The 24527-nt window shown below is 74.4% G+C and carries 18 protein-coding genes, 1 pseudogene and 1 riboswitch; of the genes and pseudogenes, 7 read left to right on the plus strand and 12 right to left on the minus strand.

Translation table 11 applies throughout. From position 1 onward, the window contains the following. The 9 genes and pseudogenes from MILUP08_RS35405 to MILUP08_RS19435 form a co-directional block, all read right to left on the minus strand. A pseudogene (locus MILUP08_RS35405) lies at positions 1-183 on the minus strand (bifunctional cobalt-precorrin-7 (C(5))-methyltransferase/cobalt-precorrin-6B (C(15))-methyltransferase); the annotation flags it as partial. A 69-nt stretch (positions 184-252) separates the two neighbouring features. Continuing rightward, entirely contained in the window at positions 253-1404 is a 1152-nt protein-coding gene (locus MILUP08_RS19400; RefSeq protein ID WP_007460711.1) for a cobalt-precorrin-5B (C(1))-methyltransferase, read from the minus strand. Continuing rightward, complete coding sequence (gene cobM / locus MILUP08_RS19405) at positions 1401-2234, minus strand: precorrin-4 C(11)-methyltransferase (RefSeq protein WP_007460712.1); 834 nt, start codon at positions 2232-2234, stop codon at positions 1401-1403. Before cobM ends, MILUP08_RS19400 begins: the two co-directional genes overlap by 4 nt. Then, positions 2231-3010 (minus strand): precorrin-2 C(20)-methyltransferase, encoded by a 780-nt coding sequence (cobI, locus tag MILUP08_RS19410; protein ID WP_007460714.1) that lies wholly within the window; start codon positions 3008-3010, stop codon positions 2231-2233. The genes cobM and cobI overlap by 4 nt, the downstream gene beginning before the upstream one ends. Next, entirely contained in the window at positions 3007-4362 is a 1356-nt protein-coding gene (locus MILUP08_RS19415) for a cobyrinic acid a,c-diamide synthase CobB (protein ID WP_007460716.1), read from the minus strand. The genes cobI and MILUP08_RS19415 overlap by 4 nt, the downstream gene beginning before the upstream one ends. Further along, a complete protein-coding gene (gene cobO / locus MILUP08_RS19420) occupies positions 4356-4967 on the minus strand; it encodes a cob(I)yrinic acid a,c-diamide adenosyltransferase (protein WP_007460718.1) in 612 nt (203 codons plus the stop codon). The genes MILUP08_RS19415 and cobO overlap by 7 nt, the downstream gene beginning before the upstream one ends. Before the next feature lie 72 nt (positions 4968-5039). Continuing rightward, positions 5040-7238, minus strand: a complete 2199-nt coding sequence (locus MILUP08_RS19425) for a VWA domain-containing protein (RefSeq protein ID WP_007460720.1) — start codon at positions 7236-7238, stop codon at positions 5040-5042. Continuing rightward, positions 7235-10903, minus strand: coding sequence for a cobaltochelatase subunit CobN (gene cobN / locus MILUP08_RS19430; RefSeq protein ID WP_007460722.1), 3669 nt, complete (start codon positions 10901-10903; stop codon positions 7235-7237). Before cobN ends, MILUP08_RS19425 begins: the two co-directional genes overlap by 4 nt. Before the next feature lie 260 nt (positions 10904-11163). Further along, positions 11164-11340: riboswitch (cobalamin riboswitch) on the minus strand. 881 nt (positions 11341-12221) lie between these two features. Beyond that, positions 12222-12557, minus strand: a complete 336-nt coding sequence (locus MILUP08_RS19435) for a hypothetical protein (protein ID WP_007460726.1) — start codon at positions 12555-12557, stop codon at positions 12222-12224. Between the two features lie 163 nt (positions 12558-12720). On the opposite strand from MILUP08_RS19435, the gene MILUP08_RS19440 reads away from it, so the two are divergent. Together MILUP08_RS19440 and MILUP08_RS19445 are read left to right on the plus strand one after the other, a co-directional pair. Continuing rightward, positions 12721-13263, plus strand: a complete 543-nt coding sequence (locus tag MILUP08_RS19440; RefSeq protein ID WP_007460728.1) for an RNA polymerase sigma factor — start codon at positions 12721-12723, stop codon at positions 13261-13263. After that, positions 13256-13996, plus strand: coding sequence for a hypothetical protein (locus MILUP08_RS19445; RefSeq protein WP_007460730.1), 741 nt, complete (start codon positions 13256-13258; stop codon positions 13994-13996). The genes MILUP08_RS19440 and MILUP08_RS19445 overlap by 8 nt, the downstream gene beginning before the upstream one ends. A gap of 37 nt (positions 13997-14033) precedes the next feature. Here the strand turns inward: MILUP08_RS19445 and MILUP08_RS19450 are convergent, their stop codons facing one another. Beyond that, on the minus strand, positions 14034-16328 hold the full coding sequence (locus tag MILUP08_RS19450) for an ATP-binding protein (protein WP_007460732.1): 2295 nt from the start codon (positions 16326-16328) through the stop codon (positions 14034-14036). Between the two features lie 314 nt (positions 16329-16642). Between MILUP08_RS19450 and MILUP08_RS19455 the strand changes: the two genes are divergently transcribed. From MILUP08_RS19455 to MILUP08_RS19465, 3 genes are all read left to right on the plus strand, one after another. Next, on the plus strand, positions 16643-17197 hold the full coding sequence (locus MILUP08_RS19455) for a hypothetical protein (protein WP_007460734.1): 555 nt from the start codon (positions 16643-16645) through the stop codon (positions 17195-17197). A gap of 140 nt (positions 17198-17337) precedes the next feature. Further along, a complete protein-coding gene (gene helR / locus MILUP08_RS19460) occupies positions 17338-19500 on the plus strand; it encodes an RNA polymerase recycling motor ATPase HelR (RefSeq protein WP_007460736.1) in 2163 nt (720 codons plus the stop codon). Between the two features lie 18 nt (positions 19501-19518). After that, a complete protein-coding gene (locus tag MILUP08_RS19465) occupies positions 19519-20181 on the plus strand; it encodes a hypothetical protein (RefSeq protein ID WP_007460738.1) in 663 nt (220 codons plus the stop codon). Between the two features lie 67 nt (positions 20182-20248). Here the strand turns inward: MILUP08_RS19465 and MILUP08_RS19470 are convergent, their stop codons facing one another. Beyond that, positions 20249-21145, minus strand: coding sequence for an aldo/keto reductase (locus MILUP08_RS19470; RefSeq protein WP_007460740.1), 897 nt, complete (start codon positions 21143-21145; stop codon positions 20249-20251). A 73-nt stretch (positions 21146-21218) separates the two neighbouring features. Beyond that, positions 21219-22514 (minus strand): MFS transporter, encoded by a 1296-nt coding sequence (locus tag MILUP08_RS19475; protein WP_007460742.1) that lies wholly within the window; start codon positions 22512-22514, stop codon positions 21219-21221. 161 nt (positions 22515-22675) lie between these two features. On the opposite strand from MILUP08_RS19475, the gene MILUP08_RS19480 reads away from it, so the two are divergent. Both MILUP08_RS19480 and MILUP08_RS19485 read left to right on the plus strand, forming a co-directional pair. Continuing rightward, a complete protein-coding gene (locus tag MILUP08_RS19480; RefSeq protein WP_007460746.1) occupies positions 22676-23665 on the plus strand; it encodes a LacI family DNA-binding transcriptional regulator in 990 nt (329 codons plus the stop codon). Positions 23666-23829: 164 nt separating this feature from the next. Then, positions 23830-24522, plus strand: a complete 693-nt coding sequence (locus MILUP08_RS19485; RefSeq protein ID WP_007460748.1) for an alpha/beta hydrolase — start codon at positions 23830-23832, stop codon at positions 24520-24522. Positions 24523-24527 lie beyond the last annotated feature (5 nt).

Genomic DNA, 24527 nt, shown 5'->3' on the forward strand with positions numbered 1-24527 from the left:
GGCGGCGCTCAGCCGCCCGACGGCCGGGGCGAGCGGCCCGAGGACGACGGTGTCCGCCGCGGGCGGCACGGGAACGGCGGCCAGGTGCCGGGCCGCCCCGACGACCAGCCCGGCGGCGGCCAGCGCGGGCGCGAGAGCGGGATGCGGCGGGGCACCCGCGGCGTCCAGCCCGACCACTGTCACCAGCCCCTCCGGGCCGCGCCACGCTCACCAGCGCCTCCGGGTTCGCCAGCGGGTCCGGGGACGTCCGGCTCATCGGGGCCACCGCCCGGACGAGGCGACCACGTGCGCTCCGGCGAAGTCGACCATCGCCACGTCCACGGTGACCGTCGGCCCGGCGAAGCGTCGCAGCACCTGGCCGACCCGCTGGCAGAGCAGGTCCCCGGCCGGGCCGAGCAGCCCGGCGGCCTCCCACAGCTCGTACGCGTGCCGACCGGTGTTCGCCTCGGTCACGGCGGCGACCAGCGCCGGGTCGCCACCGGCGTCGGCCGTCACCGCGCCCAGCAGGGACAGGTCCACCTTGGAGCGGGTGTAGTGGGTCATCAGGATTCCGGCGGCGAGTTTGGCGAGCTTGCCGGCCATGCCGACGAAGACCACCCCGGTCATCGCGTCGCCCACGGCGGCGGTGACGGCGGCGCCGGTGAAGTCGCCCACCTCGACGAAGCAGACCTCGGGCAGGTCGGGCAGCAGCGCGCGGGCGGCCCGCTCGGTACGCCCGCCGGTGCACAGCACCACGGTCCGCTCGCCCTGGGCGGCCATCACGTGCACGGCCTGCACGACGCTGGCCCGCCAGGAGGCCGTGGAGAAGGGGCGGACGATGCCGGTGGTGCCGAGGATCGAGATGCCGCCGAGGATGCCGAGCCGCCGGTTGGTGGTCTTGCGGGCCATGATCTCGCCCCGGGGCACGCTGATGACCACGCGGACACCGACCTCGGTGAGGTCGACGACCTCGGCCACCGCCTCGCCGATCATCCGGCGGGGTGTGTCGTTGATGGCCGGGCCACCGACCGCGAGCCCGAGGCCGGGTTTGGTGACGGTGCCGACGCCGGGACCGCCGGCCAGCCGCAGGCCGGGGGCGTCGGTCCAGTCCACTGTGGCGGTCAGCTCGGCGCCGTGGGTGACGTCCGGGTCGTCACCGGCGTCCTTGACGACCACCGCCTCGGCGCGCACGGGTGGGGTGCCGGTCACCTCGCAGCGTTCCACTCCGAAGCGCACGCGCCGGCCCGCGGGCAGGCCGATCTCCACGTCCGGCTGAATCTCCCCGGTGACGAGGGCGGTGACCGCCGCCTTCGCCGCCGCCGTCGCGCAGGCGCCGGTGGTCCACCCCGTCCGCAGGGCGGTGGGCCGGACCTTCGCCGTACGCGGCAGGTCCGGCTCGCGCAGCGGCGGCTCGGCGTACGTCACGGTGTGCCTGTTCCCCCGGCGCGGCCGCCGGTCTGGCGGCGCAGCTCGGCGCGGGCGGCCGGCTCGGCGCGACGGAAGGTGTGGAAGTGCCCGGGGTGGTACAGGTGCGAGCGGGTGCCCTCGGCGGCGAGGGCCGGCCCGACCAGGAAGAGGGTGTGCTTCCACAGTTTGTGCTGCTTGACGGTGGCTTCCAGGGTGCCGACCGTGCAGCGCACCACCAGCTCGTCGGGCCAGGTCGCCTGGTACGCCACCACGGCCGGGGTGTCCTCCGGGTAGCCGCCGGCCAGCAGCTCGGCCTGCACCTGGCCGGAGCGGGCGGCGGAGAGGAACAGCGCCATGGTGGTGCCGTGCCGGGCGAAGTCGCGGACCCGCTCGCCGGGCGGCATCGGGGTCTTGCCGCCTTCGAGGCGGGTGAGGATCACCGACTGGGCGACCTCGGGGACTGTCAGCTCCCGCCCGACGAGGGCCGCGACGGCGGTGAACGAGGACACCCCGGGCACGATCTCGACGGCCAGGTCGAGGGTCCGGCACAGGTCCAGTTGCTCCTGCACGGCGCCCCAGAGCGCGGGATCCCCGGAGTGGATGCGGGCCACGGTGAGCCCCTGCGCGGCGGCGCGCTCGTACAGCGGCAGCACGCCCTCGATGGGCAGCTGCGACGAGTCGACGATCTCCGCGTCGGGGCGGGCGTGGTCGAGGACGTCGGCGTGCACCAGGCTGGCCGCCCAGATCACGATGTCCGCCGCGGCGATCACCCGGGCGGCCCGCAGGGTCAGCAGGTCCGCCGCACCCGGGCCGGCCCCGACGAACCACACCTTGCCGTTGCGTGTCACAGCTTTCCTCCTCGGTGCTCGCGGCGGGCCGGAACCAGCAGCGTCGACAGGTACGGCAGGTCGTGGTCGGTGTCGTCGACCGGTCCGATCCGTTCACCAGGCAGCCCGAGGCTGCGCCCGAGCACCGCGTCGGCGAGGCGGCCCTGCCGGCGTAGCTCGGCGAGCAGCTCCGGGTGCCGCCGCCAGCCCTTGTAGGCGACAACGGTGCCCGGCCCGGCGAGGGCGTCGGCGAACAGCGCCAGACCGGCGGTGGCCGGCAGCAGCGTCAGCGGTTCGCGTCCCTCGCAGAGTGGGGTGCCGCTGCGGGCGGCCAGCTCCTGCATGGCGGTCACGCCGGGCACTGTCGCCACCCGCACGGCGGGACGCAGCGCGCGGACGCTCTGCGCCAGGTAGCCGAAGGTGGAGTAGACGTTGGGGTCGCCGATGGTGGCGAAGGCCAGGGACCGCGCGCCCGCGTCGATCGCGTCGACCACCGTCCGGGCGGCGTCGTCCCAGGCGGCCGCCCGGCGGGCGGTCACCCCACCCCGGTCGTCGAGGGCGAACGGCAGCCGGCGCAGCCGGTCCGCCGGCACGTACTCCCGGACTGTCGCCTCGGCCCGCCCGGCCTCCGCGCCCGGCGGCGTCGCACCGGCCGTCGCGGTCGGCTCGCCCCGGTCCGCCATCACGGGTACGAAGACCACGTCGGCCTCGCGCAGGATCCGCACGGCCTTGACGGTGAGCAGTTCCGGGTCGCCCGGCCCGACACCGACGCCGGTGAGCGTGGCGTCGGCGCTCATCGGCACGCCTCGACCAGCCGGCGGGCCGCGGCGGGGTGGCCGGCCCAGTGGGTGTGCAGGTAGGAGGCGTGCACGCGGCCGGCGACGAAGCCGTGGTCGGTGCCGTTCCAGCGCCACGCCGCCCGCTCGCCGTGCTCCGGGTCGGTGATGGTGCGGTGGAACTCGTGGCCGCGTACGGGCTCGCCGGCGCGGGCCACCGGGCTGTCGGTGACCGCCGTCGCCTCGCGGTAGCCGAGGGTCAGCCGGCCGGTCATCCGGGCGGTCAGGTCCAGCCGACCGCACATCGGTACGCCGTCCAGGGTCCGCCCGAGGTAGAGCAGCCCGGCGCACTCGGCAACGACCGGCCCGTCGAAGTCGGCCAGCTCGGCCCGGAGCGTGCCGTTGCCGGCCAGCGCCTCCGCGTACGCCTCGGGGAAGCCGCCGCCGATCACTACCGCGCGTGTGCCGGCGGGCAGGGCCGGGTCGCGCAGCGGGTCCACGGTGACGACGTCCGCGCCGGCGGCGGTGAGCAGCTCGGCGGTCTCCGCGTACGAGAAGGTGAAGGCGGGGCCACCGGCGAGGGCGACCCGTGGCCGTTCGATGCCGGCCGGTCCGCCGACGGCGGTGATCGGGTCCCACGCCGGGGTGGTCAGCGGCGGGGCGCTGCGGGCCAGGTCGAGGACGGCGTCGAGGTCCACGGTGGCCTCCACCAGTTCGGCGAGGGCGGTGACGATCGCGACGGACTCGGGTGCGCGCTCGGCGACCGGGACGAGGCCGAGGTGTCGGGCCGGCGCGGCGACCTCGGCGGCGCGGGTGACCGCCCCGAGCACCGGTACGCCCACCTCGGCGAGGGCGTCGCGCAGCAGCGACTCGTGCCGGGGCGAGCCGACCCGGTTGAGGACCACCCCGCCGATGCCTACCGCGGGGTCGAAGGCGGCCATGCCCAGCGTCAGCGCGGCGGCGGAGCGGCCCTGCGCGGTGGTGTCCAGCACCAGCACCACGGGTGCCTCGATCAGCCGGGCGACGTGCGCGGTGGAGGCGAAGTCGCGGCGGCCCACCGCGCCGTCGTGCAGGCCCATGACGCCTTCCACGACGGCGATGTCGGCGGGCGTCGGGACGCTCGCGCCGTGGCGCAGCAGGGCGGCGATCCGCTCGGGCCCGACCAGGAACGGGTCGAGGTTGCGGCCGGGCCGCCCGGCGGCGAGGGCGTGGTAGCCGGGGTCGATGTAGTCCGGGCCGACCTTGTGCGGGCTGACCGTCAGGCCGCGACGGCGCAGCGCGGCGAGCAGCCCGGTGGCGACAGTCGTCTTGCCGTGGCCGCTGGCCGGCGCGGCGACGACCACCCGGGGCAGCGCCCAGGGCGCGCTCACCACTCGATGCCCTTCTGGCCCTTCTGGCCGGCGTCCATCGGGTGCTTGACCTTGGTCAGCTCGGCCACCAGGTCGGCGGCGGCGACGAGGCGCGGGTCGGCGTCCCGGCCGGTGATGACGACGTGTTGGAAGCCCGGGCGGTCGGCCAGGGTGGCGACGACCTCGTCGACGTCCACCCAGCCCCACTTCATCGGGTAGGTGAACTCGTCCAGCACGTACAGCCCGTAGCGCTCGGCTGCCAGGTCACGCTGGATCTGCCGCCAACCCTCCAGGGCGTCGGCGGCGTGGTCCGCCTCGCCGCCGCGCTGGATCCAGGACCAGCCCTCGCCCATCTTGTGCCAGGCCACCGGCGCGCCCTGGCCGGTGCTCTCGTGCACCTCGCCGAGGGCCCGGAAGGCGTTCTCCTCCCCCACCCGCCACTTGGCGCTCTTGACGAACTGGAACACCCCGATCGGCAGGCCGGCGGTCCAGGCCCGCAACGCCAGCCCGAAGGCGGCCGTCGACTTCCCCTTCATCTGTCCGGTGTGGACGATCAGCAGCGGCCGGTGCCGCCGCTGACGGGTCGTCAACCCGTCGGCGGGCACGTGACTCGGCTGTCCCTGCGGCATCAGTGGTCTCCTCATCCCGCGGGCACTCCCGCGACCGTGCGGTTTCTGTTGGTCATCTGCGCGCGTGGTCCGTCATGCCGCGACAGGAGGTGCAAGATCGCGGGGGTGGGTGAGGGCTTCCAGGGGGGTTCGGGGGGCGTTCAGCTGGGTGGCCAGGCGGGCGGCCAGGTGCAGGCGGACGGGGCCGGACTCGCAGTCGACGACCACGCACGGGGCGGCCGTTGCCGCCAGGACCTTCGCGGCTGCCGCCGCGCGGTCGAGCGGGCGGGTGCCGGCGGTGGCCCGGCCGTCGGTGACGATGAGGACCAGCGGACGGCGCTTCGGGTCGCGCAGGCGTTCCACCCGCAACAGATCGGCGGCGGCGAGCAGCCCCTCGGCCAGCGGCGTACGCCCACCGGTCGGCAGTTCGGCCAGCCGGGTCGAAGCGGCAAGCACCGACGAGGTGGCCGGCAGCAGCGTCCGCGCGCCGGCTGCCCGGAACGCGATCACCGCGACCTTGTCCCGCCGCTGGTACGCGTCGGTGAGCAGGGCAAGGACCGCGTCCTTGACGGCCGTCATCCGCTGCCGGGCGCCCATCGAGCCGCTGGCGTCCACCACGAACAGCACGAGGTTGCCCTCCCGCCCCTCGCGGACCGCCTCCCGCACGTCGTCCGGGCGCAACCGCAGCGGGCCGGCCAGCCGTCCCCGCAACGCCTGGTGCGGCGCGGCGGCGCGAATCGTGGCCGGCAGGTGCAACGCGCCGACACGGCCCTCCGGCACCCGGGCGCCGGTCGTGCGGCCCCGACCGGTGCGGGCACGCGAACGCCGGCCGGGCACCCCGTCACCGACGCCGGGCGCGGTGAGCAGCCGGGCCTTCAACCCACTTCGGGGTACGGCCACCGACGGGGAATCCTTGCCGCGAGTCGGGTCGTCGTCGCCGGTCGCCGACTCCCGGCCCCCGCGCGGGCGCGAGTTCTGACCGTCGTCGCCCAGGTCGCCCGGCCGGCGCTGCGGCCAGCTCTCGGCACCGTCGGGGCCGTCGGTGCGCCCGTCGGGGCCACTGCCGTCGCGCGCCGCCGAATGCCCGGCCGACCCGGGTCCACCCTGGTCGGCCCCGTCGCCGCCGTCGTCGCCCTGTGGGCCGCCACCACTCGGGCCGCCACCACTCGGGCCATCGCCACTGGGGCCGCCACCGCCGGCCGGGCCACCGCCCTGCGGGCCCCCGTCGTCCGGGCCACGGTCCTGGGGGCCGTCGTCGTCCGGGTCGTCGGGGTGCGCGTCCTGGGCGCGCTGCAACGCCTCGTCGAGACGCTTCTCGTCAAGCCCCGGGGTGTCGAACGGGTCGCGGCGTCGGCGGTGCGGCAGGGCCAGGCGGGCGGCGACCCGGACGTCGTCGATGGTGACCCGGTCCCGACCGTGCCAGGCCGCGTGGGCGAGGGCGGTACGGGCGGTGACGATGTCGGCGCGCATCCCGTCCACGTCGAACGCGGCGCACACCTCGGCGATCTGGCGCAGGGCGGCGTCGGGCAGGCGTACCCCGGGAAGCCGGCGGCGGGCGGCGGCCACCTGGCCGGCGATCTCCGCGTCGGCGTCGGCCCACCGGGCGGCGAACCCGGCCGGGTCGGCGTCGGCGGCGAGCCGGCGGCGCACCACCTCGACGCGGACCTCGGGGTCCCGGCTCGCGCCGACCTCGACGGTGAGCCCGAACCGGTCGAGCAGCTGCGGGCGCAGCTCCCCCTCCTCCGGGTTCATGGTGCCCACCAGCAGGAACCGGGCCGCGTGGCTGACCGAGACGCCTTCGCGCTCGACGTGGCTGCGACCCATCGCCGCCGCGTCGAGCAGCAGGTCGACGAGGTGGTCGTGCAGCAGGTTGACCTCGTCGACGTAGAGCACCCCCCGGTGGGCGGCGGCGAGCAGACCCGGCTCGAAGGCGCGTACGCCCTCGCCGAGGGCCTTCTCCAGGTCGAGCGAGCCGACGACCCGGTCCTCGGCGGCGCCGACCGGCAACTCGACGAGACGGGCCGGGCGGGTCTCGGCGGCGGCGTCGGCCGGATGCGGACCGTCCGGGCAGGCCGGGTCCGGCTCGGCCGGGTCACAGCCGAAGCGGCAGCCGGCGACCCGGCGCACCGGGGGCAGCAGCGCGGCGAGGGCCCGCACGGCTGTGGACTTGGCGGTCCCCTTCTCACCGCGCACGAGGACCCCGCCGATCGCCGGGGACACCGCGTTGAGCAGCAGCGCCAACCGCATGTCGGCCATGCCGAGCACCGCGCTGAACGGATAGGTGGTGCTCATGCCCGGTCCTCCAGGTCGCCCTCGCTGGCCAGGTACGTGTCGCGCAGCCGGTCCAGGGTGGCCGGCTCCGGTTTGGCCCACAGCCCCCGGTCGGCGGCCTCCAACAGGCGCTCGGTGATGCCGCGCAGCGCCCACGGGTTGGACTTCTCCAGGAACTCCCGGGTGGTGTCGTCGAAGAGGTACGCGGCGGCCAGGTGCTCGTACATCCAGTCGTCGACCACGCCTGCGGTGGCGTCGTAGCCGAACAGGTAGTCCACGGTGGCCGCCAGCTCGAACGCGCCCTTGTAGCCGTGCCGGCGCATCGCGGCGATCCACTTCGGGTTGACCACCCGGGCCCGGAACACCCGCCGGGTCTCCTCACCCAGTGTGCGGGTGCGCACGTCGTGCGGCATGGCCGAGTCACCCACGTACGCCTGCGGTGACGTGCCGGTGAGGTGACGGACCATCGCCACCATCCCGCCGTGGTACTGGAAGTAGTCGTCGGAGTCGACGATGTCGTGCTCGCGGGTGTCCTGGTTCTTCACCGCCACCGCGATCCGGGCGAAGGAGCGCTCCATGTCGGCGCGCGCCTCCCGCCCGTCCAGGCCCCGGCCGTACGCGTAGCCGCCCCACACCGCGTACACCTCGGCCAGGTCGGCGTCGCTGCGCCAGGTCCGGGCGTCGATCAGGGGCAGCAGGCCCGCGCCGTACGCCCCGGGCTTCGAGCCGAAGATCCGGGCGGTCGCGCGCCGCTCGTCACCGTGCTCGGCGAGGTCGGCGGCGACGTGCGCCCGCAGGTAGTTCTCCTCGTCCGGCTCGTCCAGCGCGGCGACCTGCCGCACGGCGTCGTCGAGCAGCGCCACGACGTGCGGGAACGCGTCACGGAAGAAGCCGGAGATGCGCACTGTCACGTCGACGCGCGGGCGGCCCAGCTCGGCGGTCGGCACCACCTCGACGCCGGTGACCCGCCGGGACCGCTCGTCCCAGACCGGGCGGCAGCCCACCAGCGCGAGGACCTCGGCGATGTCGTCGCCCTGGGTGCGCATGGCGCTGGTGCCCCACACGGTCAACCCCACCGAGCGGGGGTACGTGCCGGTGTCGGCGAGGTGCCGGGCCAGCAGCGAGTCCGCGAGGGCCACCCCGACGTCCCAGGCGTTGCGGCTCGGGATGGCCTTGGGGTCGACGGAATAGAAGTTGCGGCCGGTGGGCAGCACGTTGACCAGGCCCCGGGTGGGTGAACCGGACGGGCCGGGCGGCACGAACCGACCGTCGAGCGCGCCGAGGGTGTTGGTCAGCTCGTCGGTGGTACGCGCCAGCCGGGGCACCAGTTCGGTGGCCGCGAAGCGCAGCACGGCGGCGGCGTCCGGGATCGACTGCCCGGTCACCTCCACGACCACCGCGTCGACGACGCCGGCGTCCCAGTCCAGGGTCTCCATGCCGGTGACCAGCCGTCGCGCGAGGGCCTCGATCAGGTCGACCGCGTCGGCGGCGGTGCCGGCCGGCCCGTCGACCGCGTCGGTCAGCGTGACCGGTAGGGCGATCCGCTGCCCGGGCGAGGCGAGCAGCTCCTGCTCGTCGAGGCCGTACGCGGCGGCGAGCGCCTGCCGCAGGCCGGGCAGGGCGTGCTTGCCGCCCCAGATCTGCGGGGCGCGCAGCACGGCGAGCACCAGGTTGACCCGGGGCTCACCGACGGGCGCGTCGGCGAGGATGTGCAGCCCGTCGCGGATCTGCACGTCCTTGACCTCGCACAGGTACCCGTCGAGGTGCAGCACGAAGTCGTCGAAGTCGTCGGCGTCGGGCATCGCCTCGGCGTGCAGGTCGTGGTGCAGCTCGGCGGCGCGTACGAGGTCCCAGATCTGGGCCCGCACGGTGGGCACCTTGGCCGGGTCGAGCGCCTGCACTGTCGCGTACTCGTCGAGCAGTTGCTCCAGTTTGGCCAGGTCGCCGTAGGTCTCGGCGCGGGCCATCGGCGGCACCAGGTGGTCGATGACCACGGCGTGCGCGCGGCGCTTGGCCTGGGTGCCCTCGCCGGGGTCGTTGACGATGAACGGGTAGACCAGCGGCAGGTCGGCGAGGACCGCGTCGGGCGCGCAGTCGGCGGCCAGGCCGAGCCCCTTGCCCGGCAGCCACTCCAGGGTGCCGTGCTTGCCCAGGTGCACCACGGCGTCCGCGCCGAAGCCGCCGTCCGCGACCGGCGCGGCCAGCCAGCGGTACGCGGCCAGGTAGTGGTGACTCGGCGGCAGGTCCGGGTCGTGGTAGATGGCGATGGGGTTCTCCCCGAAGCCGCGGGGCGGCTGGATCAGCAGCACCACGTTGCCGAAGCGCAGCCCGGCGAGCACGATGTCGCCGCCCTCGGTGTACAGCTCGCCGGGCGGCTCACCCCAGTGCTCCCGCATCCGCTCGCGCAGCTCGGCCGGGACCGCCTCGAACCAGCGCCGGTACGTCCGCCCCGGTATCCGGGCCTCGGCGGCGGCCAACTGCTCCGGGGTGAGCCACTCCACGTCGTGACCGCCGGCGGCGATCAGCGCGTGGATCAGCGCGTCGCCGTCCTCGGGCGGCGGCGCGTCACCCAGGTCGTAACCCGCTTCGGCGAGCGCGGCGAACAGCCGGACCGCCGAGACCGGGGTGTCCAGCCCGACGGCGTTGCCGACCCGGGAGTGCTTGGTGGGGTACGAGCTGAGGACGACGGCGACCCGCTTGTCGGCGTTGGGCACGTACCGCAGCCGGGCATGGCGCACGGCGATCCCGGCGACCCGGGCGGCCCGCTCGGCGTCGGCGGCGTACACCGAGAGGCCGTCGGCGTCGATCCGCTTGAACGAGAACGGCACCGTGACGATCCGGCCGTCGAACTCGGGGATCGCCACCTGCATCGCCGCGTCCAACGGGGACAACCCGGCGTCGCTGCCGGCCCACTGCTCGCGGGTGCTGGTCAGGCAGAGCGCCTGGATGACGGGCACGTCCAGGGCGGCGAGCGCGCCGACGTCCCACGCGTCCTCGTCGCCGCCCCCGGAAGCGTCGGCGGCGACCGCGCCGCCGGCCGCGAGCACGGTGACCAGCAGCGCGTCACACCGGGCGAACAACCCGAGCGGGCCGGCGCCGGTGGTCAGGCCGCGCAGCGAGCCGCAGAAGATCGGCAGCGGGTTGCCACCGGCCGCCCGCACGGCGTCGGCCAGCACGTCGACGAAATCGGTGTTGCCGGCGAGGGCGTGCGCCCGGTAGAAGACGATCCCCACGGTGGGCCGATCCGGGTCGGTCGGGTGCTCGCCGTGCACCCCGTACGCCGGGGTGGGCGCGGGCGGGGCGAACCCCTGGCCGGTGAGCAGCACCGTGTCGCCGAGGAACCGGGCCAGGTGCCCGAGGTTGTCCGGCCCGCCCTCCACCAGGTACGCCAGCGCCTGGGTGACGACTCCGGACGGCACGGTGGAGACGGCCATCAGCTCCGCGTCGGGCACCGCCTCGCCGCCCAGCACGACCGTCGGCACGCCGGTGGCGAGCACCGCGGCGAGGCCGTCCGGCCACGCCTGCCGCCCCCCGAGCAGGCGTACGACGGCGAGGTCGACCCCGTCGACGAGGGCGGGCACCTCGTCGGCCGCCACCCGGGCCGGGTTGGCGAGCCGGTAGTCGGCGTCACTGGCGCGGGCGGCCAGCAGGTCGGTGTCGGCGGTGGAGAGCAGCAGAACGCGCACGGCAGGCTCCGGACGGTAACGTCGGCACGCTCGCGGGAGCGGCCTGGCGACGTGGGATGGGCGCAGGGTTCAGCGGAGGCCGCGATCCGGCCGGCTCACCGGCGTGCGGCCGGGGACGACAGACGACGCGGTCCGGAACTCAGCGGTGAACGGAGTCGATGCCGATCGCGGCGGCGACACGGCCGCGGTGGGGAAAACGGCAATCGCCGTCGATGATGGAGACGCCAAGCGTCATCGGGTCCTCCTCGGGTGTCCACGCCCTGGGGTACGTCCCGACGGCCGAAGTATCCTGGCTTCCGGATCGACGCTCTCCCCCGGCCTTCCAACCGCAGACACACGGCCGTGACTCACGAGGGGGGATCGCTCCCCGGTGACAGTGGCGGGACCGCGTCGGATTCGCACCGACTTCCTTCACTGCCGTCAGGCCGCGAATGCTGCCACACCCGTCCGCCGCCGGTCAACGCAGGTCCCGGCATCGCCGGCCGCGCTCACCTGCTCCGCAGCGCCGGCGCGACGAGTCTCACGTCACGAGTCGCACGCCGTCCCACGCCACGAACGCACGTCTGCGGCAGGCGCACACGTCGCCACTCGCCGACCCTGCGGATGCCGCCGTCGCGGGCCGCCGAAGGCAGGGCCGGCCGGTGGCACGGCCGGCCGGTGGCACGGCCGGCCAGCCGGTCGCCGGGCGCTCCTGCCAGCGGGGAGGGTGCGGGTCCCTGGGCCCTTTGGAGCTGATGTCGTAGACGACATCGCTCTGACTCCCGCTCCCTGACCCCGTTCACTGCCGCAAGCCCTGGTCGCCCTGCCTCCCGCTTCCCGACTCCCGTTCACTGCCGCAAGCCCCGATCGCCCTGCCTCCCGCTTCCCGACTCCCGCCCACTGCCGCGGGCCCACCCGCTTCCTGACCCGTCCACCGCGCCCGCCCCGTCCACCGCACCCGCCCCGTCCACCGCACCCGGCCCGTCCACCGCGCCCGGCCCGTCCACCGCACCCGGGTTTTCCTGAGGCGCGCCAGTCGGTTGGTTTCGCTTCCGCGGCGATGTCGTCAACCGCATCAGCTCCAAAGGCATCGAACACCAGCCGCGAAGGGTCGAGCGGTGCTCGGCTCCGCGCAGGACGCCCGGTGCGGGGCGACACCCGATCAGCAGGCACGGGCGCTCCAGCCGATCGGCGGGCACGGGCGCTCCACCCGATCAGCGGGCACGGGCGCTCCACCCGATCAACGGGCACGGCCGCCCAGCCGATCAACGGGCACGGCCCCCAGCCGATCAACGGGCACGGCCCCCCAGCCGATCAGCGGGCACGGCCCCCCGGCCGATCAGCGGGCGTGGCGCTCCGGGTGAGCGCGGTTCCACACCCGCATCCGCTCCGGGTAGCCGGTGCGGGCCGCCTCGTACAGCGGAACCGCGTGCTTGCGGGCGATGGCGCCCGCCGCGCGCGGGGTGCCGGTGCGGCGGCGGATCCACTCGCCGTCGTGGGCGATCGCCACCACCGTGGTGTCGGTCGCGGTGGTCTCCGGTTCCAGGTAGAACTCCACTCCCCGCCGGCTGGCGACGAACGCCTCCAGCGCGGCGAGGTCGTCCCGGGTGGCCTCGCGGTCCAGCTTCGTCGGGGTCGCCTCGGCGCCCCGTGACCGCCGGTTGAACCAGCTCATGCCCAGCCCCTCTCCTCGGACGCCTCTCCAGTTCAGCACCGATTCCTGGCAATACGCTGCACGCCGGGTGGGAGAAATCTGACTCGCCGGACCACTGGCGGAACCTGGGGCACGCGGGCGGTGTCAGCACTGTGAGGAATCGGAGGTCTCCCTGGACGACGACGTGCTCGTCACCCGCGCTCGGGCCGGTGACCTGGAGGCGTACGACCTCCTGGTTGCCCGGCACACCGCGTCCGCGCACCGGACGGCGGTGCTGCTCGGTGCGGGCTCCGACTCCGAGGACGTCATCCAGGAGGCGTTCGTGAAGGGGTACCGCAAGCTGTCCCGTTACCGGGGAGAGTCGTCGTTCCGATCCTGGCTGCTCGCTATCGTCGCCAACGAGACCCGCAACCTGCACCGCTCCCGCGTACGCCGCGACGGCCTGGTCCTGCGGACGGCGGCGGCGAACCCGACGTCGGAGGTCGCCGAGGACGACGCGGTCGGCGCGGTCCTCGCCGGTGAGCGCCGCGCCGCGCTGGTGGCGGCCCTTCGTCAACTTCCGGTACGCGACCGTGAGGTGATCGTCTGCCGGTTCTTCCTCGACCTCAGCGAGGACGAGACGGTGGCGACACTGGGCTGGCCCCGGGGCACGGTGAAGTCACGGACCTCACGTGCCCTGGCGAAACTGCGCGCCCTGCTCGCCGACGAGGAGGTGCGCCATGGGTGACCTCGACCGCCGCGCAGAGGGCCTCGAAGCCGAGCTGCGCGACCTGTCCGCCTGGCTGGAGACGCCCGACCCGCCGGACGTGACAGCAGGCGTACGCGCCCGCCTCGTCAGGGGCGTACGCCGGCGTCGCCGTTGGCGCTCCTATGCCGCGGCGGCGCTGGTTGCCCTGCTGGTCGCGGTGCTCCCGCCGACGCGTGCCGCCATCGCCGACGCCCTCGGGGAGGTGTTGCGCTTCGCCGGCGTCAGCATCGCCACGTCGCCCACGCCGTCGCTGCCCGCGGGCGAGCCGTCGCCGCTGCCGTCGCAGCGGACGGTCGGGCTGGACGAGGCGCGGCGGGCGGTGCGCTTCCCGATCCGGATGCCGTCCGCGCTGGGTCCACCCGAGCGGGCGACGGTCGCCGCCCCGGACGGCACCGGCACGCATCGGGTGGCGACGCTGCTCTACGACGGCGGCGCGCTGCGCCTCGACGCGTTCGACGGTCGCCTCGACCTGACCTTTCACAAGCAGACCAGCCGACCGGGGGCGGAGTGGACGGAGGTCAACGGCAGCTTCGCCATCTGGGTCGACGGCCCCCACGTGGTGTCCTACGTGGACCGGTCGGGACAGGTCCGCAAGGAGACCGCCCGGCTCGCGGCCTCGACCCTCATCTGGGAACAGTCCGACGTGACGTACCGCCTGGAGGGCTCACTCACCAGAGCCGAGGCGCTCAAGATCGCCCGGTCGCTCCCCTGACGACCGCCTGGACGTCTGTCGGAAGGCGGCCAGACGCTCAGAGTGGCAGCAGGCGGAGCCGCTGCACGACCTGTAGCGCTTCGGCCGCCCGGCCCTGTGCGCGCAACAGGACGACCAACTGCTGCCAGGCGTCGTGGGCCTCCCGGTTCTGCCCGAGGCTCTCGTGCAGGCCACCCAGGCTGTCCAGGCAGTCCGCCTCGCCCCGGGTGTTGCCGACGTCGTGGTAGACCGCGAGGGCCTGCCGATAGTAGGCCAACGCGGCGTGCTGCTGACCGGTGTTGTGCGCGATCAAGCCGAGGCTGTGCAGTGTGTCGGCTTCACCATCGGGGTGCCCCTGTTGCCGGAACAGGGTCAAGGCGCGCATGCAACTGTCCTGCGCCTCCTCGTTGCGCTCCAACTGGGCGCACGCCCAGCCGATCGCGTTCAGGACCCGGGCTACCTCCACCGTGTCGGCGAGATCCTGGAACTCGGCCAACGCCTGCAGGGCATGGACCAGCGACTGTCGAGGGTCACCAGCGTGATCTGCGGCTACCGCCAGCGCGTAGTGACCTCGTGCCAGTTCGGCGGCGTCGCCGGCCTCGCGGGCGCGGTCGACGGCCAGCCGCAGGTGGCGCAAACCCTCGTCGCGCTCACCATTCTGGCTGTGTGCCTGGCCGAGATAGCGGTGCGCCATGGCTCGTGCCGAGGTGAGGCCCCCCTGCTCCGCAGCGGTCAGGCCCATGTGCCACACGGCCATCTGATCGGTGACCTGGCGACGTCGGGCGTGGAACGTGACCAACGTCCGGGCCAGTTGCCAGACCTGTGGATACCACAGCCGTTGCATGGCCAGGCGCTGACTTTCCAGCATCCGTTCGTGTTCCGCGTCGAACCAGGACATCGCCATGCTCGCATCCGTCAACGCCACTGGGGTGCAGCCGGGTGCCGGCTCGCCGAGTACGAGTGGGGGACGGCGCGGATCGAGCAATCGGTCGGCCGCACAGGCCGTGTGCAGATAGAAGTCGACAAGCCGTCGCACCGCCTCCCGGTCCTCGCCACCCTGCTGGGTCCGGCCACGCTGCGCGCTGTAGAGATGGACCAGGTCATGCATCCGAAAGCGGCCGGGCGCGTGCTGACGTACCAGCGACGTGTCTTCCAACTCCCGCAACAGTTCCTGTGCCCGTTGCGTGGAGGTGGCGGTCAGGCTGGCCACGGCGGGCAGGCTGATGTCCACCACCGGAACCAGGCCGAGGAGGTCGAAGACCTTACCGGCCGGCGGGCTCAGGGCCCGACAGGACCAGGAGAAGACCGAGCGTAGGTCGGCCCGCAGCTCTCCGGTGGTGAGGGCGTCGAGTCGGACGGTGGTGTCGCGCAGGTCACGGACCAGGCCGTCGAGAGGGTGGTCGGGATGCGTGGCGGCCCGGGCCGCCACGATGGCCAGCGCCAACGGCAGGCCGCCACAGTGTCGCACCAGTGCGTCGAGGGCTGACCGGTGCTGGAGCGCCCGCGCCTGACCGAGGTGGGCGGCCAGCAGTTCCCGCGCCTCCGCCTCGGAGAGCCTGTCCAACGTGAGCGTCCTGGCTCCGTGGGTGACGGTCAGGCCGCGTAGCTGGTGACGGCTGGTGACGAGGACAGTGCAGGTCGGGCTGCCAGGTAGCAAGGGTATGACGTGGTCGGTGTCGCGGACGTTGTCGAGCAGCACGAGCATGCGCCGCGTCGCGACCAGACTGCGAAACAGAGCGGCCTGAGCATCCACCGGATGCGGTACCGACGCGGGCGGAACGCCCAGCGCCTGGAGGAAACCGCGCAGTGTCACAGTGGCGGGTACCGGGGTGAGGTCGGGCCCGAAGCCGCGCAGATCGGCGTAGAGCTGCCCGTCCGGGAACTGGTCGGCGTGCATGTGGGCCCACCGCAACACCAGCGAGGTCTTCCCGATCCCGCCCGCGCCCCCGACGGCCGAGATCAGGACCGTCCTGCTCGGCGGATCTGGTTGGCCGACGGCGGCATCGAGGAGGCGCAGCTCGTCGGTTCGTCCGATGAACAGCGCCGGCGGGGCGGGCAGTTGTCGCGGCACCGGTGTCGCCGCGCTGGCGCCGCCGATGTCGAGAGCCGGGGTGGTGGCCGCGGCCAGACGGTTGCGGGCCGCCAGCCAGGCACGGATGTCCTGGGCCGGCGCACAGGCACGGACAAAGGCGATCAACGTATCCGCCCGGGGAAGTGAGTCGCGGCGCAGTGTGTCGGCGATGGTGCTGCGGGCCAGCACATCGCCGCGCCGGGCCGCTCGCATCTCCAACTGCCGGTAGGTGTAGCCCGAATCTTCCTTCAACCGCCGCAGAAGAGCCACGAACTCCGCCACGTCGCGTGCTCCGTCGGGTCCCCCGCCTGCCGCAACCATTCTCCTCATGTTCCGGGTCGTGCAATTCCGGTGCAACCCCGCTCGATCGCTGTCCGGTCCGGTGGTCGGGATGGGCCAACGCCTGTACCACCCGGGCCTATGCGTTCAGCGTCAGCGAACATCAAGGAAATCACGGGCACGCCATCGCTTCGGCGACCTGACGCGGAATCATCACCGGCGTGTGCCTGCACCGAGTGACGGACGTCGGTGAGGAACCTGCCCGACGCGAGCGGTGTCTTTCTTGTGCAAGGCACACGTTCCTCGAAAGGGGCGCAATGGTCACCTGGAGCAGGTTTCTGCTGGGGTCGGTTCTCCTGCTGGCGGGCTGCGCGGCCGCCGACCCGGCCACAACGCGGGCCGGCGGCCCGGGATCGACGCCGGCCGGCGACGCGGCCGTGACGCCGGCCGGCACGCCGTCGGTGCGGGCGGCGACCGGCTGCGCGTCGCGGGTCGAGACGGGGTCGCTGCCCGACTGGGCGGACGAGGGCTTCCACGGGGACACCCGGATGCCACACGTCTTCGGCGCGCGGGGCGACATCGTGGCGGTGCTGTTCACCCATCCGCTGGCGCAGGGCCGAACGGACGGGTCGACCAACAAGATCCTCTGGGTGTCCCGCCCGGTCACCACGTCGCCCGCCACGGACTCACCGGTCACGCTGGTGATCACCGCGACGCTGGACGGCACCGACACCCGGGTCACCCGTGAGGTCGCCGGCGGGCCGGGCCCGTCGATCATCGACATGCCGCGCGCGGGCTGCTGGCACCTCGACCTGCGCTGGGGCGGGCGCGCCGACACGATGGATCTCGTCTACGCCGAACGGAAGCCCTGACCGGGAGATGCGGCCGGGAGGGGCGACACACCTCCCGCCATATCCAACATATACCGCATGGGGGGACTTGCGGCAAGGCCCCAGGTGTACCGCAGAATTGCCCGTCCAAGGCCGGGACCTGCGGAAACGAGAGCCAGCACATGCACAAGTCGTCGGCGGCGGACGCCGTGTTCGACCTTCCCGACAACCTCGCCGCCAAGGCCGATCCGGCGCTGATCGCCCGGGACGAGCAGCACTTCGCCGTCATCGCGGCGAGCCTGGAGCAGTCGATCGCGGACCTGTCCGACCGCCTCGACGCCGAGCGCCGGGCACCCGCCGGCAAGGGCCGCCAGGCGGTCGCCCGGGACGAGGAGGTCCGTCGGCTGACCGCTCGCCTGCGCGCCCTGCGTCGCTTCGGCCTGGACCTGTGCCTCGGACGCATGGTCAGCGCGGACGACCCGGAGCCCGTCTACATCGGGCGCTTCGGCCTCACCGACGGCAGTGGTCGTCGGCTGCTGCTCGACTGGCGCTCCCCGGCCGCCGAGCCGTTCTTCGGAGCGACCCACGCCAACCCGATGGGTCTGGTCAGCCGCCGCCGGTACCGCTGGACCCTCGGCCGGATCCGCGACTACTGGGACGAGGTGTTCACCCCGGACGGGTTCGAGGGGCACGCGGCGCTCGACGACCAGTCCGCGTTCATCGCCAGCCTCGGCGGCAACCGGTCGGCCCGGATGCGCGACGTGCTCGGCACCATCCAGGCCGACCAGGACGCCATCATCCGGGCCGGATCGCGGGGCGCCCTCGTCGTCGACGGCGGTCCGGGCACCGGCAAGACCGTCGTGGCCCTGCACCGCACCGCGTACCTGCTCTACTCCGACCCGCGCCTCGGCCAGCGCCGCGGCGGGGTGCTGTTCGTCGGGCCGCACCAGCCCTACCTGGCGTACGTCGCCGACGTCCTGCCCAGCCTCGGCGAGGAGGACGTGCAGACCTGCACCCTGCGCGACCTCGTCCCGGAGGGCGCCGCGGCGACCGTCGAGACCGACCCGGACGTGGCCCGGCTGAAGTCCTCCGCCGACCTGGTGCGCGCGATCGAGGCGGCCGTGCGGTTCTACGAGGAGCCGCCGACCACGGCGATGACTGTCACGGCCGGCGACACGGACGTGCGGCTGAGCGCGGACGACTGGGCCCAGGCGTTCGAGGCGCCCGGACCCGGCACCCCGCACAACGAGGCGCGGGACGAGATCTGGGAGGAGCTGCTGGCGATCCTGGTCGGGAAGTACGACGGCGACGAGGCGGACGAGCTGGTACGCCTGTCGCTGCTGCGCAATCGGGACCTGCGCACGGCGTTCAACCGCGCCTGGCCGCTGCTCGACGCGACAGACATCGTCGCGGACCTGTGGTCGGTGCCCGCGTACCTGCGCCGGTGCGCCCCCTGGCTCGGCCCCGACGACGTCCGCCGGCTGCGGCGTGCCGACGCCCGCGCCTGGACGGTGTCCGACCTGCCGCTGCTGGACGCGGCGCGGCAGCGGCTCGGCGACCCGGAGACGTCCCGGCGTGCACGCCGCCACGAGGCCACCATCGCCGCCGAGCGCGCGCGCATGGCGACTGTCGTCGACGAGCTGATCGAGGCCCACGCCTACGACGACGGCGAGGGCGTGCTGTCGAGCCTGCGCCAACTGGATCTGCAGGACGCGCTTGTCGACGAGGCCGTCCTGCCCGGCGCCGACCCGGATCTGCTGGCCGGCCCGTTCGCGCACATCGTCGTGGACGAGGCGCAGGAGCTGACCGACGCGCAGTGGCAGATGCTGCTGTCCCGCTGCCCGTCGCGCAGCTTCACCATCGTCGGGGACCGCGCCCAGGCCCGGCACGGCTTCACGGAGTCGTGGCAGGAACGACTGCGGCGCATCGGGCTCGACCGGGTCGCGATGACCTCGCTGAGCGTCAACTACCGGACGCCGCAGGAGGTCATGGCGCAGGCCGAACCGGTCATCCGGGCCGTGCTGCCGGACGCGAACGTGCCGACCTCGATCCGCGCCAACGGGATCCCGGTGACCCACGGATCGGTCCACGACCTGGACGCGATCGTGGACGGCTGGCTCGCCGAGCACGCCGACGGGATCGCCTGCGTCGTCGGCGCGCCCACGTACCGACCGACGACGGATCGCGTCCGGTCGCTGACCCCGGAACTGACCAAGGGGCTGGAGTTCGACCTGGTCGTCCTCGTCGACCCGGAGACGTTCGGCGACGGAATCCAGGGGGCTGTCGACAGGTACGTCGCGATGACCCGCGCGACCCAGCGACTCGTCGTCCTCACCGGGTCCTGACCTCGTAGGCTGCCGGACGTGTCAACTGATGTGCGGGAGGCGGCGGCGCACGACAACGCGCGATGGTGCGCCGCGGTGTGCGCCAGCCACGGGCTGACCGGTCGCATCGACGCCGACGCGTGGTCGGTGCCCCGCCGCTCTCCACAGTGGTATCCGGACGCGGTCACCCTGCGCCCCGGTGTCGACCCCGAGGCGCTGCTGGCGAGGATCGACGCCGGGGCCGGCGCGTCGGTGAAGGACAGCTTCGCCGACCTCGACCTCTCGGCGTACGGATTCCGGGTGCTCTTCGAGGCGCAGTGGATCCACCGTCGGCCGACCGACCCGCCGGCCGACCCGCCGCTAACCCCCGTCACCACCCCGGAAGGGCTGGCGGCCTGGGCGAGCGCGCACGGCGGCGGAGAGCTGTTCCGTCCGGCGCTGCTGGCCGACCCGCACATCCGCGTGCTGGCCCGCCACGACGAGCGGGGCGCGGTCGTCGGCGGGGCGGTGGTCAGCGGCGACGACCCGTCCGGCGTCTCCAACCTGTTCAGCCACGTCGGCGACCTTGGCACGATCTGGCGCGCGGTCGTCGCCACCCGGCCCGGCGTCGCCCTGGTCGGCTACGAGACCGCCCCGGACCTGCCCCCGGCCCGCCAAGCCGGCTTCCTCCCCGCGGGCCCCCTCCGGGTCTGGCTCCGGTGATCATGAGGTTGGCGGCACGACACGCCGGCATCGACGACAACAACCTCATGATCACCGGGGGTAGGGCTCACCCCAGGTGGGTCAGGTCTTCGGGGGTCAGGCGTAGGGCGGCGGCCGCGATGTTCTCCTCCAGGTGGGCCTTGTCGCCGGTGCCGGGGATCGCGAGGACGTGCGGGCCCTGGTGCAGCGTCCAGGCCAGGCGTACCTGCTGGGGGGTGACGCCGTGGGCCCGGGCGACCGCCTCGACGGCCGCGCCCTGTGCGGCGCTCGCGCCCCTCTCTCGATTCGTGCCGGCCAGCGCGAAGAAGGGCACGTAGGCGATGCCCCGCTCGCCGCAGGCGCGGACGAAGGCGTCCTGCTCCCGGTACGCGTCCACGCCGTAGTTGTTCTGCACGCAGACCACCGGCGCGATGCCCGCCACCTCGTCCAGCTGCTCGGGCCGGGCGCCGGACAGCCCGAGGTGCCCGATCAGCCCGGCGGCGCGCAGCTCGGCCAGGGCGCCGAACCGCTCGACCAGCGGCGCCGGACCCGGCCCCCGGCCGAGCCGCAGGTTCACCACGTCCAGCCGGTCGCGGCCGAGGCGGCGCAGGTTCTCCTCGACCTGGGCGCGCAGCTGCGCCCCGGTGGCCGCCTCGGTGAATCCGGTCGCCGGGTCGTAGCCGAAGCCGACCTTGGTGGCGATGACCAGATCCTCCGGGTACGGGGCGAGCGCCGCCCGGATCAGCTCGGTGGCGTACCGGGCGGGACCGGTGCCGACCCGCAGGGTGCCGCCGGGCGAGACGTAGAAGGCGGCCGTGTCGATGTGGTTGACGCCCAGCTCCACGGCACGGCGCAGCACCGCGATCGCCCGTTCGCGGTCCGGGTTCGCGGTGATCCGCATCGAGCCGAACCCCATCCGGTGCACGGTGCGGTCGCCCAGGGTCCAGCTGCCCGCCGCGGCGGCGGTGATCTCGTCGGTTGGCATCGGGCGACCGTAGCCAGCGCGGGCACGCGGCGCACTCGGCCGCGCACCCGATACCGCCGAACCCCGATCCGGGTTAGTTTTGTTGTGCTGCCGGAGCCGACTCGTCAGCCGTTTCCCGCGCCGCCGGAGCCGGCTCGCCGGTCCGCGGCGGGCGCAGCGCCGGCACCAGCGCCAGCGTCGGCAGGAGCAGCAGCGGCACCACCAGCAGCGCCCGCAGAGTGCCGACGTGGTCACCGAGCAGGCCCAACAGCGGCGGCCCGCCCAGGAAGGCCGTGTAGCCGATCACCGCGACCACGCTGACCCGCACCGCCGCGTGCGTCTCCTCGTCGGCCGCCGCGCTCATGCCGACCGGGAAGCCCAACGACGCGCCGAGGCCCCACAGCGCGACGCCGACGATTGCCACCGGCCCCGAGCCGGCCAACACGGCCAGAGCGGCGCCGGCAGCGGCGAGCAGGAGGGTGCCGCTGAGCACCGGCACCCGACCCCAACGGTCCAGCGCGACGGTGCCCGCGGTGCGCCCGAGGGTCATACCGACGACGAACACGCCGAAGACCGCCGCTCCGGCCGCCTCGCTCAGATCCCGACCGTCGACGAAGGCGACAGCCAGCCAGTCGTTGGCGCTGCCCTCGGCGAACGCCGCCACCAGCACGAACAGCCCGATGAGCAGGGTGCGCGGCTCACGCCACGCGGCGAGCTGGGCACGGCGGCGACCGGCCGGGCTGGTGTCCGCCGTCTGGTCGGCCGGGTCGACGACCGGTTGGGGCAGGAACATCCGGGAGGCGAGCACGGTGCCGACGAGCACCACCACCGCCACCGCGGCGAGGTGCGCGCCGACCGGCACGTCCAGGCGGGCGGCCCCGGCGCCGAGGCCCGCGCCGGCCACCGACCCGAGGCTCCAGGCCGCGTGGAAGCGGGGCATGACGGTACGCCCCAACCGCCGCTCCACGGTCGCGCCCTCGACGTTCATCGCCACGTCGCAGGCGCCCGAGCCGTAGCCGAAGGCCACCAGCCCCAGCCCGACGACGACTGCCGACCCGGCGACCGTCGCGCCCAGACCGGCCACGACCAGACCGACCGCGACCAGCACGGTGGCGATCGTCACGCTGCGGGCCGAGCCGAGGCGCTGGGCGAGCAGCCCGGAGGTCGGCATGGCGAGCAGGGCGCCCATGCTCATCGCCAGCAGCAGGAGCCCGAGTCGCCCGGCGGAGAGGTCCAGCGCCTCGCGCACGGCCGGCACCCGGGAGAACCAGCTGCCGACGGCCAGGCCGTTCAGGGTGAAGGTGACGGCGACGCCGTTACGGGCGAGCCGGACGATCCGTGCCGGAACTGTGGTGTCCGGGGCGACGGCCGGGCTGGTGGGGGCGCTCACAGCTGTGGTTCCTCTTCCTCGGGGTGATCTCCTGGCACGATCGCACACCTGAGAGCGCTACCACCACAAGCGGGTACCACCCCTTACCGACGACACGCAGGTCGGGGGATGATTCCTGGCAGGCGTACGCCCGCCCCGGGTGGGCGCCGGGGGAGGGCACGATGACGGCAGCGGCACACCGGCCGGCCACTCTGGATGACGTCGCCCGGGCCGCCGGGGTCTCCCGGTCCACCGCCTCGCGGGTGATCGCCGGGACGGGGTTCGCCTCGCCGGACGCCCGGGAGCGGGTGGTGACGGCCGCCGACCAGCTCGGTTACGTGCCCAACCCGGCAGCCCGGGCGCTGGTTCGCGGCGGCGGCGTGCGGCTGGTGGTGGCCGCCGCGGCGACCAGCGCGGCGGTGCTGGACGACCCGTACGTCCACCGGGTGGTCGGCTCGGCCGCCCGGGTGTGCGCGCCGGCCGGAGTCGGGGTGGCGCTGCACTGGCTGCCGCTGGGCGACCCACGCGGCCTCGACCAGCTCGCCGCCGACCGCAGCGTGTGCGGCGTCGTGCTGGTCAACACCACCGAGGCCCTGCTGGACGCCGTCCCCCGGTCACTGCACGGCCGGGTCGCCTCGATCGGCATCGGCTCGGCCGAGGTGCCGTCGTTCGACGTCGACAACACCGCCGGCGCCGGGGCGGTGCTGCGTCACCTGTACGCGACGGGCCGCCGCCGGATCGCCATGGTGACCGGCCCGGCGTGGCTGCCGTGCTCGCAGCGCCCCGTGCAGGCGTACCGGCACCTGATGCGCCAGGCCGGCCTGCCCGAGCGGGTGGTGGACGGGGACTTCACGGCGGCGCGTGGCCGTGCGGCGGCCGAGGAGGCGCTGCGCCGCTGGCCGGACGTGGACGCGATCTTCGCGATCAGCGACGAGACCGCGTTCGGGGTCATCGCGGGCCTGCGCGACGGCGGTGTGCGGGTGCCCGGTGACGTCGCGGTCGCCGGTTTCGACGACATCCCGCTGGCCGGCATGACCGCGCCGGCGCTGACCACCGCGAGCCACCCGGTGGGCCGGATCGCCACCGCTGCGGCCACCGCCGTGCTGGCCGGCCGCCCGGCCGCGCCGGTGACCCTCTTCCCGTCCGCCCTGGTGACCCGCGACAGCGCCTGAGCCGGGCGCCCGCCGCCGCCCTGGCGACCCGCGACAGCGCCCGAGCGCCGAGCGCCCGGGGCGGCTCTGTGACCCGCGACCGCGCCCGAGCCGGCCGCCGGTTAACCGGCGGTCGGCCGGGTAACCGCCTCGCACCTTTCGTCGACCGCGAGGAGTGGTGACCTGTGTCCGACTCCGCGCCGGATCCCCGGCACGGCCGGTTGACCACACGCCCGCACCCGCCGGTGGTGTCGGGTCCCACCGGTCTGGTGCCGCTGCCCGGCGGCGACGGCGGCCGGCCGGCGACGGCGTACGTGCCGGAACCGGCCGCCGACGATGCCGCGTACCGGCTGGTGGTGCTGCTGCACGGGGCGGGCGGCTCCGCGCGGCAGGGCCTGGACCTGCTGCTCCCGGTGGCGGACGCGCACCACCTGCTGCTTGTCGCCCCGCAGTCGTCGGCGGCGAGTTGGGACCTGATCGCCGGCGGCTTCGGGGTGGACGTGCAGCACATCGACGCGCTGCTGGCCAGCGCCTTCGACGGCTATCCCGTCCGGGACGTGACGCTCGGCGGCTTCTCCGACGGCGCCTCGTACGCCCTCTCGCTGGGTCTGGCCAACGGCGACCTGGTGGACGGGGTGCTGGCCTTCTCCCCCGGCTTCGCCGCGCCGCCGCTCGTCCGCGGCCGACCGCGGATCTTCGTCTCGCACGGGGTGGACGACCGCGTCCTGCCGATCGACGTGTGCAGCCGCCGCTTCGTGCCGCACCTGCGCGGCCTCGGCTATGACGTCACCTACGAGGAGTTTCCCGGCGGCCACGACATCCCCGCCCCGATCCGCGCGAGGGCCACCGGGTGGCTCACCGGCGGGAGCGCCCGCTGATCGGT

The sequence above is a fragment of the Micromonospora lupini str. Lupac 08 genome (assembly GCF_000297395.2).
Taxonomy (GTDB): domain Bacteria; phylum Actinomycetota; class Actinomycetes; order Mycobacteriales; family Micromonosporaceae; genus Micromonospora; species Micromonospora lupini.

Bases quoted from the DNA above. Each gene is read 5' to 3' on its own strand.
- MILUP08_RS19435 (WP_007460726.1), bottom strand. From the start codon at position 12,557: ATGAGCTGGTTCAACCGGCGGTCACGGGGCGCCGAGGCGACCCCGACG.
- MILUP08_RS19445 (WP_007460730.1), top strand. From the start codon at position 13,256: ATGGGTGACCTCGACCGCCGCGCAGAGGGCCTCGAAGCCGAGCTGCGC.
- MILUP08_RS19470 (WP_007460740.1), bottom strand. From the start codon at position 21,145: ATGCCAACCGACGAGATCACCGCCGCCGCGGCGGGCAGCTGGACCCTG.
- helR (WP_007460736.1), top strand. From the start codon at position 17,338: ATGCACAAGTCGTCGGCGGCGGACGCCGTGTTCGACCTTCCCGACAAC.
- MILUP08_RS19455 (WP_007460734.1), top strand. From the start codon at position 16,643: ATGGTCACCTGGAGCAGGTTTCTGCTGGGGTCGGTTCTCCTGCTGGCG.
- MILUP08_RS19425 (WP_007460720.1), bottom strand. From the start codon at position 7,238: ATGAGCACCACCTATCCGTTCAGCGCGGTGCTCGGCATGGCCGACATG.
- cobI (WP_007460714.1), bottom strand. From the start codon at position 3,010: ATGAGCGCCGACGCCACGCTCACCGGCGTCGGTGTCGGGCCGGGCGAC.
- cobO (WP_007460718.1), bottom strand. From the start codon at position 4,967: ATGCCGCAGGGACAGCCGAGTCACGTGCCCGCCGACGGGTTGACGACC.
- MILUP08_RS19480 (WP_007460746.1), top strand. From the start codon at position 22,676: ATGACGGCAGCGGCACACCGGCCGGCCACTCTGGATGACGTCGCCCGG.